General features: G+C 31.5%; 21 protein-coding genes and 5 pseudogenes. 25 read left to right on the plus strand and 1 reads right to left on the minus strand.

The annotated features are described in order from the left end of the window. Positions 1–162: 162 nt before the first annotated feature. Positions 163–618: a hypothetical protein gene (locus tag GQ593_RS02200; RefSeq protein ID WP_160430428.1), complete on the minus strand. Its 456-nt coding sequence runs from the start codon at positions 616–618 to the stop codon at positions 163–165. Positions 619–1,173: 555 nt separating this feature from the next. Here GQ593_RS02200 and GQ593_RS02205 point away from each other — a divergent pair. The 25 genes and pseudogenes from GQ593_RS02205 (at position 1,174) to GQ593_RS02325 (ending at position 15,439) form a co-directional block, all read left to right on the plus strand. Next, entirely contained in the window at positions 1,174–1,680 is a 507-nt protein-coding gene (locus tag GQ593_RS02205) for a hypothetical protein (protein WP_160430429.1), read from the plus strand. A 182-nt stretch (positions 1,681–1,862) separates the two neighbouring features. Next, on the plus strand, positions 1,863–2,285 hold the full coding sequence (locus GQ593_RS02210; RefSeq protein WP_160430430.1) for a hypothetical protein: 423 nt from the start codon (positions 1,863–1,865) through the stop codon (positions 2,283–2,285). Between the two features lie 241 nt (positions 2,286–2,526). Then, entirely contained in the window at positions 2,527–3,006 is a 480-nt protein-coding gene (locus GQ593_RS02215) for a pentapeptide repeat-containing protein (RefSeq protein ID WP_160430431.1), read from the plus strand. Between the two features lie 270 nt (positions 3,007–3,276). Further along, entirely contained in the window at positions 3,277–3,615 is a 339-nt protein-coding gene (locus GQ593_RS02220) for a hypothetical protein (RefSeq protein ID WP_160430432.1), read from the plus strand. A gap of 103 nt (positions 3,616–3,718) precedes the next feature. Then, on the plus strand, positions 3,719–4,087 hold the full coding sequence (locus GQ593_RS02225; protein WP_160430433.1) for a hypothetical protein: 369 nt from the start codon (positions 3,719–3,721) through the stop codon (positions 4,085–4,087). Between the two features lie 143 nt (positions 4,088–4,230). Continuing rightward, the gene (locus GQ593_RS02230) at positions 4,231–4,569 is read left to right on the plus strand and encodes a hypothetical protein (RefSeq protein ID WP_160430434.1); all 339 of its coding nucleotides are present in this window, start codon (positions 4,231–4,233) and stop codon (positions 4,567–4,569) included. A 363-nt stretch (positions 4,570–4,932) separates the two neighbouring features. Continuing rightward, entirely contained in the window at positions 4,933–5,382 is a 450-nt protein-coding gene (locus GQ593_RS02235; RefSeq protein WP_160430435.1) for an SMI1/KNR4 family protein, read from the plus strand. Between the two features lie 437 nt (positions 5,383–5,819). Continuing rightward, the gene (locus GQ593_RS02240; protein WP_160430436.1) at positions 5,820–6,113 is read left to right on the plus strand and encodes a hypothetical protein; all 294 of its coding nucleotides are present in this window, start codon (positions 5,820–5,822) and stop codon (positions 6,111–6,113) included. Positions 6,114–6,293: 180 nt separating this feature from the next. Then, entirely contained in the window at positions 6,294–6,611 is a 318-nt protein-coding gene (locus GQ593_RS02245) for a hypothetical protein (RefSeq protein ID WP_160430437.1), read from the plus strand. A gap of 155 nt (positions 6,612–6,766) precedes the next feature. Then, positions 6,767–7,174, plus strand: coding sequence for an NTF2 fold immunity protein (locus GQ593_RS02250; RefSeq protein ID WP_160430438.1), 408 nt, complete (start codon positions 6,767–6,769; stop codon positions 7,172–7,174). A gap of 35 nt (positions 7,175–7,209) precedes the next feature. Beyond that, on the plus strand, positions 7,210–7,671 hold the full coding sequence (locus tag GQ593_RS02255; RefSeq protein ID WP_160430439.1) for a hypothetical protein: 462 nt from the start codon (positions 7,210–7,212) through the stop codon (positions 7,669–7,671). Positions 7,672–8,148: 477 nt separating this feature from the next. Next, positions 8,149–8,313: pseudogene (locus GQ593_RS14135) on the plus strand (RHS repeat-associated core domain-containing protein); the annotation flags it as partial. Between the two features lies 1 nt (position 8,314). Next, a complete protein-coding gene (locus tag GQ593_RS02265) occupies positions 8,315–8,512 on the plus strand; it encodes a hypothetical protein (RefSeq protein WP_160430440.1) in 198 nt (65 codons plus the stop codon). A 19-nt stretch (positions 8,513–8,531) separates the two neighbouring features. Next, positions 8,532–8,891, plus strand: coding sequence for a hypothetical protein (locus GQ593_RS02270; RefSeq protein WP_160430441.1), 360 nt, complete (start codon positions 8,532–8,534; stop codon positions 8,889–8,891). 80 nt (positions 8,892–8,971) lie between these two features. Further along, entirely contained in the window at positions 8,972–9,322 is a 351-nt protein-coding gene (locus tag GQ593_RS02275) for a hypothetical protein (protein WP_160430442.1), read from the plus strand. A 140-nt stretch (positions 9,323–9,462) separates the two neighbouring features. Continuing rightward, a pseudogene (locus tag GQ593_RS14050) lies at positions 9,463–10,101 on the plus strand (RHS repeat-associated core domain-containing protein); the annotation flags it as partial. Between the two features lie 17 nt (positions 10,102–10,118). Beyond that, the gene (locus tag GQ593_RS02285) at positions 10,119–10,709 is read left to right on the plus strand and encodes an imm11 family protein (protein WP_202115344.1); all 591 of its coding nucleotides are present in this window, start codon (positions 10,119–10,121) and stop codon (positions 10,707–10,709) included. 478 nt (positions 10,710–11,187) lie between these two features. Next, positions 11,188–11,810, plus strand: a pseudogene (locus tag GQ593_RS14140) (RHS repeat domain-containing protein); the annotation flags it as partial. Positions 11,811–11,828: 18 nt separating this feature from the next. After that, positions 11,829–12,101, plus strand: a complete 273-nt coding sequence (locus tag GQ593_RS14145) for an HNH/endonuclease VII fold putative polymorphic toxin (protein WP_160430517.1) — start codon at positions 11,829–11,831, stop codon at positions 12,099–12,101. Beyond that, a complete protein-coding gene (locus GQ593_RS02300) occupies positions 12,094–12,531 on the plus strand; it encodes a hypothetical protein (protein ID WP_160430443.1) in 438 nt (145 codons plus the stop codon). The genes GQ593_RS14145 and GQ593_RS02300 overlap by 8 nt, the downstream gene beginning before the upstream one ends. A 114-nt stretch (positions 12,532–12,645) precedes the next feature. Then, positions 12,646–12,834, plus strand: a pseudogene (locus GQ593_RS14150) (RHS repeat-associated core domain-containing protein); the annotation flags it as partial. Between the two features lie 11 nt (positions 12,835–12,845). Beyond that, positions 12,846–13,226, plus strand: coding sequence for a hypothetical protein (locus tag GQ593_RS02310; RefSeq protein ID WP_160430444.1), 381 nt, complete (start codon positions 12,846–12,848; stop codon positions 13,224–13,226). A gap of 20 nt (positions 13,227–13,246) precedes the next feature. Next, positions 13,247–14,083 (plus strand): immunity 22 family protein, encoded by an 837-nt coding sequence (locus tag GQ593_RS02315; RefSeq protein WP_160430445.1) that lies wholly within the window; start codon positions 13,247–13,249, stop codon positions 14,081–14,083. Between the two features lie 232 nt (positions 14,084–14,315). Beyond that, a pseudogene (locus GQ593_RS14155) lies at positions 14,316–14,815 on the plus strand (RHS repeat domain-containing protein); the annotation flags it as partial. 330 nt (positions 14,816–15,145) lie between these two features. After that, a complete protein-coding gene (locus tag GQ593_RS02325) occupies positions 15,146–15,439 on the plus strand; it encodes a hypothetical protein (RefSeq protein WP_160430446.1) in 294 nt (97 codons plus the stop codon). The last annotated feature ends 243 nt before the right edge of the window (positions 15,440–15,682 follow it).

The raw sequence follows: 15,682 nt of genomic DNA on the forward strand, positions 1-15,682 counted from the left end.
AGATAAGGATCTTGTCGATAAAAATAAGTTTAATCGAGAATAATAGATATTATTTTCTTTTTTGATGGAATAACATGAATTAAGAGCGTTAAAAATAAGATATCGGATACTTACAGTATCATATTTTAATGTTAGTTATTGATTTAAATATAAAAATTATATTTAAGATTTTAGATATTCAAGACGATTATCAATAATACGCTTATTATTCACTATCTCAAATGACACTAAAATCCCTGCAAAAGTAATGCCAAGGACAATTAATTGTTCATCCACTTCATAATAGTAACGCATATGATCTTCATAGATATGATCTTTAAAAATATAGTTATGATTAAACATATCAGTTAAAACAAACGGACATCCTAATTTAAAATCAAAACCCAGAAAATTTAGAATTTGATTGGCTTTATCGAGTAGGAAAGTATTATCCATAACGTCAGAATCAATGGATAAAACCTCAATCTTATCGTCAATATAAAAAAATATAATGTGATAACCACAAATATTAGCCGTTCCGGGTATCTCAGCATATGAAAAATCTTCTTTGATATAATATTCATTTGGATCTAAAAAATGATTGATATCAAGCGCGCTAAGCTTATTTTTATTATACATATGCAAATCCTAAATTTTGTACATTTGCCCGTTAAAATTTGACGTTGATCTTATCCCCATATTCTATAATAAACTTGTACTTTGTGGGTTTCTATTTAGATTTTGTTTCCATATAAAAGGTTATCTAATCACTTCATCAATGAGTAAAATTGTAGCAAGAAATGCGACCGCGAAAAGATACAACATTATTGAAATAGTTTATTGTTAGGAATGATTTGCATTGCTTACCGTAATTTGGCAAATGGCTGTCTTTTTACTTGTTGGGTTATATTTTTTGTGAAAAATATTCAGGAGTCTATACCGTTTCATGATTATTTGATAATTTGCAGTATCTATTGGTTAAAATGGGTGATAATCATCGTATCAATCAAACATGTACAAAACCTAACTGCCTGCAAATGAATGGGAGCGGAAAGCGATAAGGACTTTAATGAAAATGCGGTGTTCACTCTTTGGATTATATATTTGTAAAAAATATTCAGGAGTCTATACCGTTTCATGATTATTTGGTAATTTGCAGTATCCAATTTGTTAAAATGGGTGTAGGAGGCAAATGTGATTAAGACAATATTCGTTGATGTTGATTTTAACGGTATAATTATTTTTGACTACCCAGGAATACAGATCCCTTTTGGTGGGAAAATAGACAATGGGCAAAATATACTTAAAACATTTACAACAACAGACAAAGGCGACTTTGTGCTTGATAAGGGAATTGCGTTACCTATCATGGGCATTGATGATGGTGGTTATGTTGTTCGTTTGTTTTTAAATGAATCTCCCTGTAACAAGGATAGACGGGTTATATTCAGCGATAAATATTTTTATCTTAATGTTACTGGAAACTTATATATTGCCGACATGTCTGTTTTTTGGGAATGGGAAGAATATACAGGTTGGCATAATGCAAATATTCCTAAGGGAATATATAAAGTCTGTCTGGAAGGCGTAACTTTGAAAAAAAATGGCGATATCTTTTATTGCTATGATTTGATCTTAGAAAAAATAAGCAAACTTGGCAAAAGAGAAATTGAACCACGCTCAGATGCTAGACTTTATTAAACCATTGCGAATAAAGTCTTTTCAAGGATTTATTGCTAATGGATATTGAATATCAGAAAATAGAATTCCATTTTTTTGAATTAATTTCTTTGCTGTGTAAAAGTGTTACCGTCGAAGAATTAGATGAAATTAAAGCGCTTATTGAGTATGGTGAATAGGGAATAGGGAATAGGTTGTTAATAATGAATAAAGAATGGGAACCGATCTTTCAAATAGAGTTAATAGATATTATTAACAGCTTACACATCAAAAAATTGCATGTCGGCTCATCTGATTCTCTTATTGATGAAACGATGGGAGAACCAGAATTACCTGTAGCAAGACTAAACAGAAAATCAAAAATATTTAATCACCTATATGGCAATGTCAGTATTTTATCTGAAAATCACACGGTAATAAGTATAAATATTGACATGCATGGTTTTAGAAAAAAGATGGTCATCCTTGGTAGCATAAATAGCTGGAAACTTGATGATTGGCTAGCGCTGTCTAAAATAAAAGATTGGAATGTAACTCAATTTTGTGATGGAGTTCGACTGGAAGGAAAAGGAATCGTGATCTGTTTATTACCAGATGGAAAAGTTGAAATGGTTACTCTTTCTTAAATTGCTTCTAGCTTTTTTCCAATACAGCAACATGGCTGATTAATCGAGCAGACCAATCTAAACAGCTATACACAACAACTCAATTACGCTTCTCATTAAAACCGAAAAATCCTATAAGAAACCAGCTTACATTACCATACTTTCAGGTATTATGGTAAGGAATGCTTGCACCAAGTAATATCCTAAAAATTAAATCTATGTCTATAACAAAAGTTAACCTTTGTAACTAGGAGAATTATTAATGATTACCATTCATTTTGAATCTGGCAGCACACAAGCATTTGATGTAACAACATTTGATGGTTTCGATTTTAGTAATTCGATATTACATACAGCTATATTTACGGGATATTCATTGCGTGATGTTAATTTTAAATATGCTAATTTACGGAGTGTAAATTTTTCAAATTGTATTTTAGATAATGCTGATTTTGCCAATGCATTATTAATGAATTCAAATTTAATCAATGCATCATTATTAAATGCTCAGATGTCGAACTGCAAGTTAAATGGCGCTTTTTTACTAAATGCTAATTTACAAAGAGCTAATTTATCAGGCGCTGATTTATTTAATGCAAATTTCAATGGAAGTAATTTAAAAAGGGCAAATGTAAATGCAATGAGAATAAATGAAGCAAGTTTTATAGGGGCAATATATGACAAATATACCATTTGGCCAAAATATTTTTCACCGGAGAACAATGGCGCTATTTTGCAATAAATATTATGAATAGCAACTTATTCTATTATAACAAAATTAATATCTGCCAAATGCTTCTGTCTTGTAGTTAACCGTGCTGATTCAATTACTAACAGATGAAATAAAACCAAAATCACAGATCTTAAAAAATCAGATTTGCTATTATTCATGCTCCGTTTAAAGGGTGGTTGGAAATAAATAATGCAATATTAATTCGTTCAAAAAGTATGAATAGTTTTAATGCTAACAAAATAAACTGTTCGGCATTTTCAACGGATTTAGAGGGTAATAATGAAAGACTATATTATTTCATTTAGAGATAAACAGAGATATGCTCTTATCGAATATAACAAAATTGACAAGTTTGATTATTATTATGAAGGCGTGATTATTGAGTCTAATTTTCCGGAAGAAGTAATTTTTTTTATTAATGAATGTCATGCAACTATTAATGATATGGCAATATCACTTTTGGATGAAATTGAGAAAAAATTATATTTGTATGATATTGGTTTGGAAAAAAATTGTTCTAGAATTTTTGATATTCAATTTATCGATAAAAATAAAATTTCTTTTTTTACAAAATATCCATCAAGTCGGGGGTATTTAGACAAATATCCCAGTGATTAACGCTTTACTATAAATTGTAACAAAGGGTTAATTGTTTGCGTCAAACAAAAACTGTGATTGTGAACTGTCTGATTTGGTGCGCCTATATAAAAGGAGGATTAATATGTTAGATAAAGAATTACTTGATATTTTTGGTCAAAAGATTATTAGTTATGTTAGAGATCAAGCCATTTTCGAATTTGAAGCAATGGTTCAGGGTAAAATGAAATCTGAAAATATGGTTAAATTAAATAATGAACTAAAAATATTTGATAGAAATCAAATTGATATTTTAAAAAAAGTTGCTGTTATTGCTATTGATAGTGTTATTTACAATACATTAAATATGCTAGAACAAAATGAAGAAAATATGAGATTATTAATATCTAAAAATGGTAAAAATGAAAAAAACATTGTTAACATTAGTGATGGTTTATCTGGTGAACTTTTAACAGAAAATGGCTGGATAGAAAAATTTAGTCAATACAAATAAAGATTATATATCAGTGATATTTTTTGTTACAGCTATACAAGCTAGGAACAAAGGATAGATTACAGATAAAACAAATAAACTAGCACATAAACTAACAGTGCGCATGTTCTCCCTTGATGGATTATTTTATTAAGGTAATTAATATGAATTTAAAAGAAATAAATCACAAGATTTTATCTCTTCCTACAATAATGGGTATTTCAGCAGAAATATCAATAATAAAAGAATTAATGAACCTTAAAGCTGATGATTTAATCAAAAATAAGGATATTTTTCGATGTATCGTAGAATCATTAGAGCTATCCCATGGAGACTCAGGTTTTATGGAATTAACAAAAAATAATGAAAATATTTTTATTGATTTTTACCATTGGTTGAAACGAATAAATAAACAGTTAAATATAAATATCCACATGAATACTATAGATTGTTTTAGTTTAACAGTTGAGGAAGTCAATAGACTCATGTCACCATATAAATAAAAGAAAATATAAAAATGAACTAAAGTAATAGTTGTAAATACCGTTTAATATTTATTTTGGGCAAGAAACATTGAATCTTTCTATTTGAAATTGCCGTAATCATTGGCAATACACAAAAAGGTAGTTCAAAATTAACCTAACAGACAAATTATTTATCAGCATTCATTTTACCTGAATGCGAGTATGGTCAGCAAAATAAATCCTCTTGTTGCTCTTTCTTGACTAGCGCTTTTGCGTCTATCTAAGTTTTCCAAAGTGTTTTACTATAACAATACATTTCCCTAATATGTTTTTCCTTGTTATAAAATTTAGCTAATTGTGTAATGCTATAATAGTGTATTGCATTTTATGTGAGGTAATTATATGAGTGATATTAACAGTCTTGTTAAGCGCTTAAATGATGAAGCTCAAGACGAAGTATATTGGCTTGGAGCTTGTGATGCATCACAAATTAATATACTCGAAAACAAGCTAAAATTATCGTTACCATATGAATTAAAAGAGTTTATTTTATTAGTAGGTGGCGGAGGTATTGTTGGAGAAGAAATATCAGGCATAGTTGATAATGATGCCTTGGCTGAGTCTGGAGGAGCAATTTATTATGACACTTATCAGTGTCGCAATGAATACGCCTTACCATCAGATATGGCGGTTATTTATTTTAAAAATGACGATGTATGTTGGTGTGTTGATTGTAGAAAAGATACTTATGGGCAAATAGTTAATTATGATCTTTTCTCAAAAAAAATATCAGATATCCTTGCACCGTCATTCAGCATTTTTTTTGAGGAATATGTCAATCTACACACATAACTTATAGCCAAAATATTCTAAAGATGATTTATTTAGGCCTTACATGCTTTATTATAAAAGTGATGCATTTTTAGACTTTGATTGACATGATATAGAGCATTTTTTATTTGGGCTACCTTATTTCAGTTGTTGATTAAATTCAACCTTTGGATGTCACAATTTAGCTTATTGTTTTCTGTTATTGATAATGGCGGGCATTGCAAGCAAAATATAGCTGGTCAACATCATCTTCATGAAACTATTTACCAATAACTTATGAATACCAAGCTGCGACAACAACAATACAAGATTTTGGATTATTATTCAGGCAAGCAAGCAAAATTATATTAAAGATATAAGCGACATAGTTAGTTCTAAATCGATAAACTTATTAAAGATATTCTTAAAGACTACAAAATAAACTTTCTAAAATTAATGAAAACATGGTTAGAACCTTTATGAGACAATCTGTTAATGAACTTATTAAAATGGGACCTTTGCCTTCAGAAACGTGTTCTGATATTGACTTTATTCAGAAATATCAGAATATTTTACATAGCATTCAACCACCCTTATCAAACGAAGAAGCCACTAAACTAATTACACTCTTTGGTAAGGATGAAAGTTATGGGTTAGCGTGGACATTATTACATCTTATTGAATCAAGTGCCGATTTTTCTATAGATAAGCAATTGTTAAAAAACACAAATCCATGGATTGATCTAGTAATAAAGCGAACTACTAATAAATAAAACTAAGATAAATTATAATAAATCATTAAATTAAAATTTATTTGTTGATAACATGTCTAACACTAAGAAAAACGTTCAACATTGAATGAATTAAAATACTAACCTGTAGCAAAGATTAACACAAAGTGAACTTGATGAGTTCAAAAGTATATTATGATTATATAAAGTTTAGAGAGAAAAATGTATTTATTAGAGCATATAAATCCGTCAGGAACCGTGAATCAATTTCATCTTGATATATCTGAAGATGGGTTAATGATTTATGAATCATGTATTAACTATGTCTTAGAAAATTGTAGTGATAAGGAAATTTATAAAATTACTGGTTGCGAAAATAAGGAGGCTTTAAAAGAAATACAAAAAAATATTATAACTATTTTATACTATTACGCTGCAAAGGATTTATTGCTACCCCGATATTTTGATCCTCATAATAGGTATACAGAACCAAATGAATTATCATGGATGGGAATAAATATAAACAGGCAAAATAAATAGATTCGTGTTGAGTTCAAAAAATTGTCTCTAGATCTATGCTGCTTTAACGACAAAATGATAGGAGTGGGCACTGTCTAATATTTTGGGGAGGATCACTCAGTTTTCCAAAATGGGAAAATGCGTTAAATCATGTTTTTAAAAATGAGGTGAACTAAATGGATATTGAAATTGCGAAAAATAGATTAAAAGAATTCATTATTGCTATGAATAATTGGGAAATAGTTTGCTATCCAAAATTGAAAAGTGATTCTTCAGAAGAAGCTTATTTACAAATGACTAAAGATTTGAATTTTATATTTAATAATTTTTGTACAAAAAAAGAGCGGAAATATGGTCGACAAGCTGCATTATCTTGTGGAAACCCACCAGAGTACTCACCAGATGAAGAGATATTAAAAATAGAAGAACTCAAAGGTAATAAAGTAATTATTTACACTCAACAACAAAATCGTGCAAAAAGTCAATTTCGTTATACCTTGCATTACAAAAAACATGAGTGGCGTATTGATAAAAAAGAGGTATATGATAAGTTTGATAATAACTGGGACAAATATCCATTGTAATAAATTGAAACTGCTTATCCTAAAGGAGTCCTATAATGATTAATTTAATAATTAATCCTGATTCTATTCGTGTATCAAAAAATAAAGTATCAACTCAAATATTTTCAGAAATATATTTCCAAATCGGAAATATATTTTTTCCAGAAAAGAAATGGGATGATTTTACTGTCATTATATTAAGTTGGTGGTTAAAGGAAGCTTGTAAAATTAAAAAAAATAATATAGCTAAAGCTCATTTTAGTTTTATGGATGGACCATTCTATTTTGAGGTTCATTTTGTTAGTGAAACTTGTAATATTGAATTTATAGAAGATAGATATGATAAAAAAGAAGTAATATATAGCGGTAAAATAGAATGCCTTCATTTGTTTAACCTATTAAAGAAAAATGCAAATTTATTGATTCGAAATATACCTAGTGAAGCAGAAAACTTAAAAGATGTAATAGAGTTGAAAAAAAATTTAAAATTGATACAAAACCATGTGAAAAATTTTTAGATAGGTAATTGCAAAGAATCATAATATAGAGTAAATAATTTTAGATACCAACAAAATCCTCCTAACTATACAATTGATAGATTTAAAGATGCATATTGTAGCCAAAACATCTGCTCTATAACCAGAAAAGTTAACTGATCAAACATATAGATTGCTAAGGATTTATATATAAGAAAATAACATAAGTTCCAAAATAAGTGCGTCCGTCTGCAACGCAAAAAGACTACCAGCGTACCATTAAGACGCCTTAGGCCGGCGTATCGAAAATCATTAAATAGACCGCAAACCCTAACCGTACCCGCTTCCTGTGGGATGGCTTAAGAATGACTCAGGAAGTCGCCACGAATCACCCTACCAGCCTGTATATATTTATACCGACCAGAACAGCTTACCGATGCAAACGGCGAATTACCATGAGAATGCAGCTTTCAGTTATGGTGTAAGCGGATTCATGAAATCGAACACATCCCCATCCAACAAAAACTCAGATATCAGGGACAATATTTAGACAGAGAAACCGGCTTACATTACAATACTTTCAGGTATTATGATCCAGATATAGGTAGATTTACCCAGCCGGATCCGATTGGAATGCTGGGTGGGCTGAATCTATATCAGTATGCGCCTAATGGGTTGACTTGGGGTGAGCTGTAGTTTTAATAGTAAGTCGAATCGTTGGCGTAATAAGGAAACAGGACGTTTTATCAAATGCCCAACAGCTAACTCATCAAATGACCCAACAGCAAGTATTAAAAATACTACAATGGATAAGAATTACAGAACAGATGGAACATGGGGAGAATTTAAACGTGATAAAAATGCAGCTCATATTCCATTATGATGGATCAGGATATTAATTTATGAACGAGAATATACTGTACAAATTTTTGAAAAATAAACCAACCTATTTAGATTATGATGATGAACTAAAGTTAATGAATATTATGACTAAACTACCTATGAGTTGGCTCATTAAAAATAAAGATGAATTTATTGATGCTTTAATGCATTTATCTGACTCACATACGATAGGTAGTGGATTTTTATTACAAGAGGAATGTGACGATATTATATTTGATAATTTTTGTGATTGGCTAAGAGAAGTAAATAATAAAACCGGCATAGCAACATTAATGTATATTGATGATTTTGATCCGAAAGCACTAGGACTAGATGAATTTAGAAAAAATATTAGAAAAGATGAAAATACAAATAAGTAAGATCTAAACAATAATGGAGAGAATTTAAACGTGATAGAAATGCAGCTCATATTCCATTAGATGGATCAGGATATTAATTTATGAACGAGAATATACTGTACAATTTTTTGAAAAATAAACCAACCTATTTAGATTATGATGATGAACTAAAGCTAATGGATATTATGACTAAACTACCTATGAGTTGGCTCATTAAAAATAAAAAGGAATTTATTGATGCTTTAGAGGAATTAGAGATCTCACATACAGAAACTGGATTTTTATATCAAGAGGAATGTGACGATATTATATTTGATAATTTTTGTGAATGGCTAAAAGAAGTAAATAGTAAAACTGGCATAGCGACATTAATCTATATTAAAGATTTGAGTTCGGAAGGACTAGATGAATTTAGAAAAAGTCTTAGAAAAGATGAAAATACAGATAAGTAAGATCTAAACAATATTAGATCTAAATCTTTATACGTCTTGAATTGGTATTTAGGGGTAAAATTATCATAATTTATTAAGAAAAATGTTTAGTCAATAAATAGTTAACAAAATAAAAGGCTATTCATTAATACTAGAAAGTACCGGAAGAATTAACCGATGCCAACGGCGAAATACTGTGGGAATGCAGCTTTCAGTTATGGGGGAAACGGATTCATGAAATCGAACACGAATCAATACAGCAAAACCTCAGATATCAGGGACAATATTTAGACAGAGAAACCGGCTTACATTACAATACTTTCAGGTATTATGATCCGGATATAGGTAGATTTACTCAGCCAGACCCGATTGGACTGCTGGGTGGCTTTAATCTGTATCAGTATGCGCCTAATGGGTTGACTTGGATTGATCCGTGGGGTTTAGCGGCAACAGGTGATTACGGACAAATGCCAGTTATGCCAGGTTATCAGAAGCATCACAATATTCCTCAATCTATGGCAAATCATCCTGCAATAGTAAACTCTGGGTATGATATTCATAAGAGTCGTAACATCACTCAACTTCCATCATCTAGAGCAGCTATTAAAGCTGATCCAGAAAGAATAGTTCACCGAGGTATGCACAATAAAGTTTATGATGATCTTGTACGAGAACAATTAAATGCTATACATGCAAACAATGCAAGCCCTGAAATAAAGAGAATGCAAATCGATGCATTGTCGGATAATTTAGGGCATAAATTAAGAAACAAGAAAATTAAGTTAAATAATGCTTGTTGAATTTAGGTGGTGAAAAGATGAGCTATATAATTTCAATAGAAGAAAATACATATAATATGCTTGATTATCTCCATGATATATCCATGGATTTCTCACTATTTAATGAAGGGATTAGCCTTAAAGGTCTTGATTGTACTTTAAAATATAAAGCTAAGAATAAATCCTGTTTTAATAAATTAAAAAAGTGTCACATGCTATCTACTACTGGACCTGAGTTAGTTAGCCTGAAGCTCAGGGCTATTCTTGAAAGTGTAGTGCCAACAGAAGTTGAATTTTTTAATGCCGAAATAATATATGGAAATGAAATTTTTGATGGTTTTAGTGTGATAAATCCCATAATAAAGATAGATTGTTGTGATATGAACAAAAGCGAATATCAGTTGACTAATTTCGATCCAAATAATCCTGCTTATATGTTTTTATATACAGTAATATTAGACGATATACCTGATGGTTATAATATTGTTAGATGCAAAGAACAACCAAATTTAATTGTGATCAATAATAAAGTAAAATCGGCTATTTTAAGTGCTGGCTTACAGGGAATTAAATTCTGTAAGGAAATTGATTTGACATATAAAGATCGGACTATATGTGAATCGAGTTGAATATATTTTCAATTAGATTAGTTATAAAAAATTCTAAAATTGTAACTATCCCTTAAAATAGTGGAATGGCAACACATATTCAAACAACAAAATTAAGGAGTGGTTGTTAGTTAAACTCTACCGGTGGCAAATAACATAACGATGAATGCAACCATTTGTGATTGTACCAATAAGCATAGGCTGCAAAAGATTGTCGCAATTCTAAGGAAAAAATAATAATAAAAGGAGAAATGTTTAAAGTTTCAAAAAGTGAACTAATAAATTTTATTCAAAAATCAATAGATATGGGTGATATGCGAGAATTTCTGATTTCACCGATTTCGACCAATAGTAAAAAGGAAGTTCTATATTTAACAGAAGATTCATATTATTTATATGAACCTTAGTTTTATTTAATTATACATATAGAAAGTAAATACATCACGACAACCTAGACAGGATGGTAAGCAAAAAACACAGCAAACACGGCCAAACCGATTACCGCCACGACGAGCACGGCCGAACTGCCAGTAAACAGACCATCGGCGCCACCCAGCACTACCACTACGATGCCGACCACCGCTTGACTGAAGTACGCATCGAACAGCTCAACAAAACCGAACGATACCGCTACCTCTATGATGCCCTTGGCAGACGCATCGAAAAACAGAAGTTAGACCGCGAAGGCAAACCTTACAACCGTACGCGCTTTCTGTGGGACGGCTTAAGAATGATTCAGGAAACCGGCCCGAATCATCCTACCAGCCTGTATATCTACACTGACCAGAATAGCTACGAACCACTGGCACGTATAGACACAGACGGCACAACCAAGAACAACATATCCGCTACTTCCACACCGACCTGAATGGCTGCCCGGAAGAGTTAACCGATGCAAACGGTAAAATACTGTGGGAATGTAGCTTTCAGCTATGGGGTAAACGGATTCATGAAATTGAGCACGAACCCATAGAGCAGAATCTCAGATATCAGGGACAATATTTAGACAGGGAAACCGGCTTACATTACAATACTTTCAGGTATTATGATCCGGATATAGGGCGCTTTACCCAGCCAGACCCGATTGAGTTTCTCGGTAGCTTTAATCTGTATCAGGATGCAATGGGTTAACTTGGGTGGATCCGTGGGAGGGGGGGACCTAAACTTAATCGACGACAGGCTTTAAATTCAGAAGATTTAGGTTCACATGGAAGATATTATGAATATAAAAATGCACAAGGACATAAACTTGTCATTGTAGAACATACAAATGATCCAATAGCCAAAAGTGCTCATACACATGCAGGTCAACCAAAACGTGGCGCCAATTCAATGACCTATGACTTCAAAGAAGAGCGATATCTAAAGATTATTGATCCGTTAACAAATGATCATCACATATATTATGAATAATAAACTCGAAAAAAAATTACTTTATATAAAAGCAAAAGAATATGTTAGCCAATTAAAAGGAATTGAATCATTTACAATTTCATATGTTAATGATGAAGATTTTGTTTGGTATAAAAAACAGCTTAAACTTTTTTTCAAGATTGAGCAAATTGATAGTAGAATGACATTAGATCACCCAATTAGCAAAAAAAAACTGATTGAAATTGTTAATAAGATTTTGAAAAATAATGGCTTTTCAAAATGCATTCAACTAGTTGAAGAAAAAATTGCTATTCACTTAAATATTAATAATCTAGATGATTTTTTAAATAGTATATTTAGATACAATCAAACTTTTGATTTATCATTATTGTTTTTAGAGCCTGAAAGGATACTGGTTATTAATGATGATGAATATGAAGTATATCTTCATTATTGTATAAACAATTAGAAATATGCAGTTTAGGGCACACTAAAAGAGCTAACCAACGAAAACAGCGAAATCGTCTGAGAATGCAGCTATCAGCTCTGGGGTAAGCGCATTTAGGAAATTGAGCATCAATCAATAGAGCAAAATCTCAGATATCAAGGACAATATTTACACAGAAAAACTGGCTTACATTACAATACTTTCAGGTATTATGATCCGGATATAGGGCGCTTTACCCTGCCAGACCCGATTGAGTTGCTGGGTGGGTTTAATTTGTATCAGTATGCGCCTAATGGGTTGATTTGGATTGATCCGTGGAGATGGGCTAAAAACCCGTGGCTAAGAGGAGGTTTGATAATGATGCAACAGTCGATGATATTAATCAGAACATTGAAGCTGTAAAACGAGCTTTACGCAATGGTGGCGGTAAACATGAAAAATTTCCTGTTGTGCTAGCAGCTAAGACTAAATCATTAGGATTTACTGCTCAGGAATTAAAAGCAATGGCCGTATCAACAAAGGATATTTATTTTGTAGATATTGAAAATAAAAAAACTGGGATCCTAATTCAAGGAGATCATCATAATAGCAATGCTAGTAAATATTTTCATGATAATCTAATAAAGAAATTAAGCGGTGTCAAATCGAAAAGAGAGGCTGAAAGAACTATAATGTCAATGCATAATAAGCATATAAGATATAAATCTAAATGTTAGTCAATTAAGGATTAGTTAGCATGAGTAAATTTAATTTTGATAAAGTTACTATTCTGCTATGGATAGGTAATAATTTTTCATCAGATGAAGAATATCAACACTATTTTGAAGAAATTGAAAATTTACAGATTGATTCAGATGAACCAACAAGCTTATTTTGTGCAGATATAGGCGAACTTGTTTACATGCCAGAACGGCTTGTTATGCCTAATAGGCTTTCTTTACCCCAGAACATCAATTGGATTATTGATAAAATAAAAGTAAATGAAAGTGAAAAGAAAAAAATTAATGAAAATTGTACTAAATTAGGTATTACAACTGCCAATGCGGTATTCTGGTACATTAATAATGATCCGTGGTTAAATTTAGAGGTACAAAAACCTTATAAAGAAAATTATAACGGACTTAAATATATAGGTGAATTTAATGCGGATACTAAATACCCATCATATGGGTCTGAAGATCTTTCATCGGATCAATATCTATGGATAGGAACCAATTTTATGGCAGTTGAGGAATATAATAAATATTTTGAGCTGGATTATGTTGCTGAGGAATTAGATGACCCTGACTATAAAGTTTGTGGGTTTTGTAAAGATGTAGGCACCAATTGGTATGATGAGGATTTTATTGGTTATCCTAAACCACTGAAAAAAGAGATTCATGTAGGAAAATTAATTGATAAATTAATCTCTCCCGAATTAGATTGTAGACAAGATATTATCGAAAAATGTCACCAACTAGGCATAACCAAAGCCAATGCATTAGTTTGGTATAAAGCAAGTGAAGTAGCGATTAAAAAACCTTATAAAGAAAATTATAACGGACTTAAATATATAGGCGTATTTAAGTTTTAATATCAACATGCGGATTAATATTGTACGCTATTTGTAAGAATATAACTATTGAAGATGATTTACCAGTATCCTCATCGAACGCAGCTACCAGTACGACAACCTCGACCGGCTGGTAAGCAAAAAACACAGCAACCACAACCTAATTCGCTGTAACCAGCTCCTGCATTTCAGAGTACACCACTAACGCTACGACGAGCACGGCCAAACCCAAACCAAACAAACCATCGGCGCCACCCAGCGCTACCACTACGACACCGAACACCGCCTGAGCGAAGTACGCATTGGACAGCTCAACAAAACCGAACAATACCGCTACGTCTATGACGCCCTTGGCAGACGCATCGAAAAACAGAAGTTAGACCGCGAAGGCAAACCTTACAACCGTACCCGCTTCCTGTGGGACGGCTTAAGAATGATTCAGGAAACCGGCTCGAATCACCCTATCAGACTTTATATCTATACCGACCTGAATGGCTGCCCGGAAGAATTAACCGATGCAAACGGTGAAATACTGTGGGAATGAAGCTTTCAGTTATGGGGAAAACGGATTCATGAAATTGAACACGAATCAATACAGCAAAATCTCAGATATCAGGGACAATATTTAGACAGGGAAACTGGCTTACATTACAATACCTTCAGGTATTATCATCCAGATATTGGTAGATTTACTCTGCCAGGCCTGATTGGGTTGCAGATGACTTGAATCTGTACCAGTATGCAGCTATCCCGCCTTGACTTGGGAGATCCTTGTGGGGAGTTGTTTAAAAATTCATTCGTGAATAAAAGAAAGTAATAAATTTGTTAAAGAAGCCGAGATTACAGGAAAATCGCATTAATCAAGAATCGATCATTTAACAGAACAACTTTTTTAGGTAATAAAAAACTATTAGAAACAAATCTATAGGTCATAGAATTTCTCAAACTAGAGCTTAAAATGAGGATCATTTATTTCATGAGCATAAATGATGGTATGAAATATTAAGTAAATCTAATAAGGCTAATCAGTAATCAGTGATTAATGAAGTTTTAAAAAGTATTTGGTAAAGGAAATTAGGAATTATGAATATTAAAATTTTAAAATATGGTCAAGATGTTAATGTGGTAAATGATAATGTTGATGTTGAAGTTTGTTTAGATAATGGAAAGCGGTATGTTGCAACATTTTTCACTATCGAAAATATAATTTCAATTTTGAGTAGGTATAAAGAGACAAAAGAGTGTTGTAATGGTTTATATTTTTGGGCATCAGATATGATTATTGTTGAAAGTTTGGATAATAATGTAATAAATAAAACAATACAGGATTTGATAAAAAACGAAGAATTTCATCATGCTTTTTCATTATTAACATAATTAATAAATTTAGAAAAGATCGTGCACCTAAATCTGCATTATCAAATAGAGATTATAATGTTAGAATTAAATCATCTTGTTATATAATTATATGAAAATATTTAATTTATTGAATATCAATACCAGTATGACATCATGAACGACTGGTGAGCAAAAAATACAGCAAACAGGGACAAAATGACTACCGCTGCGACCATTTCTGAATGGCGACGGGAAAATCTAATCGATGCAAACAGCAAAATA

The sequence above is a fragment of the Gilliamella sp. Pas-s25 genome, from assembly GCF_009795885.1.
Classification (GTDB): Bacteria; Pseudomonadota; Gammaproteobacteria; order Enterobacterales; family Orbaceae; genus Gilliamella.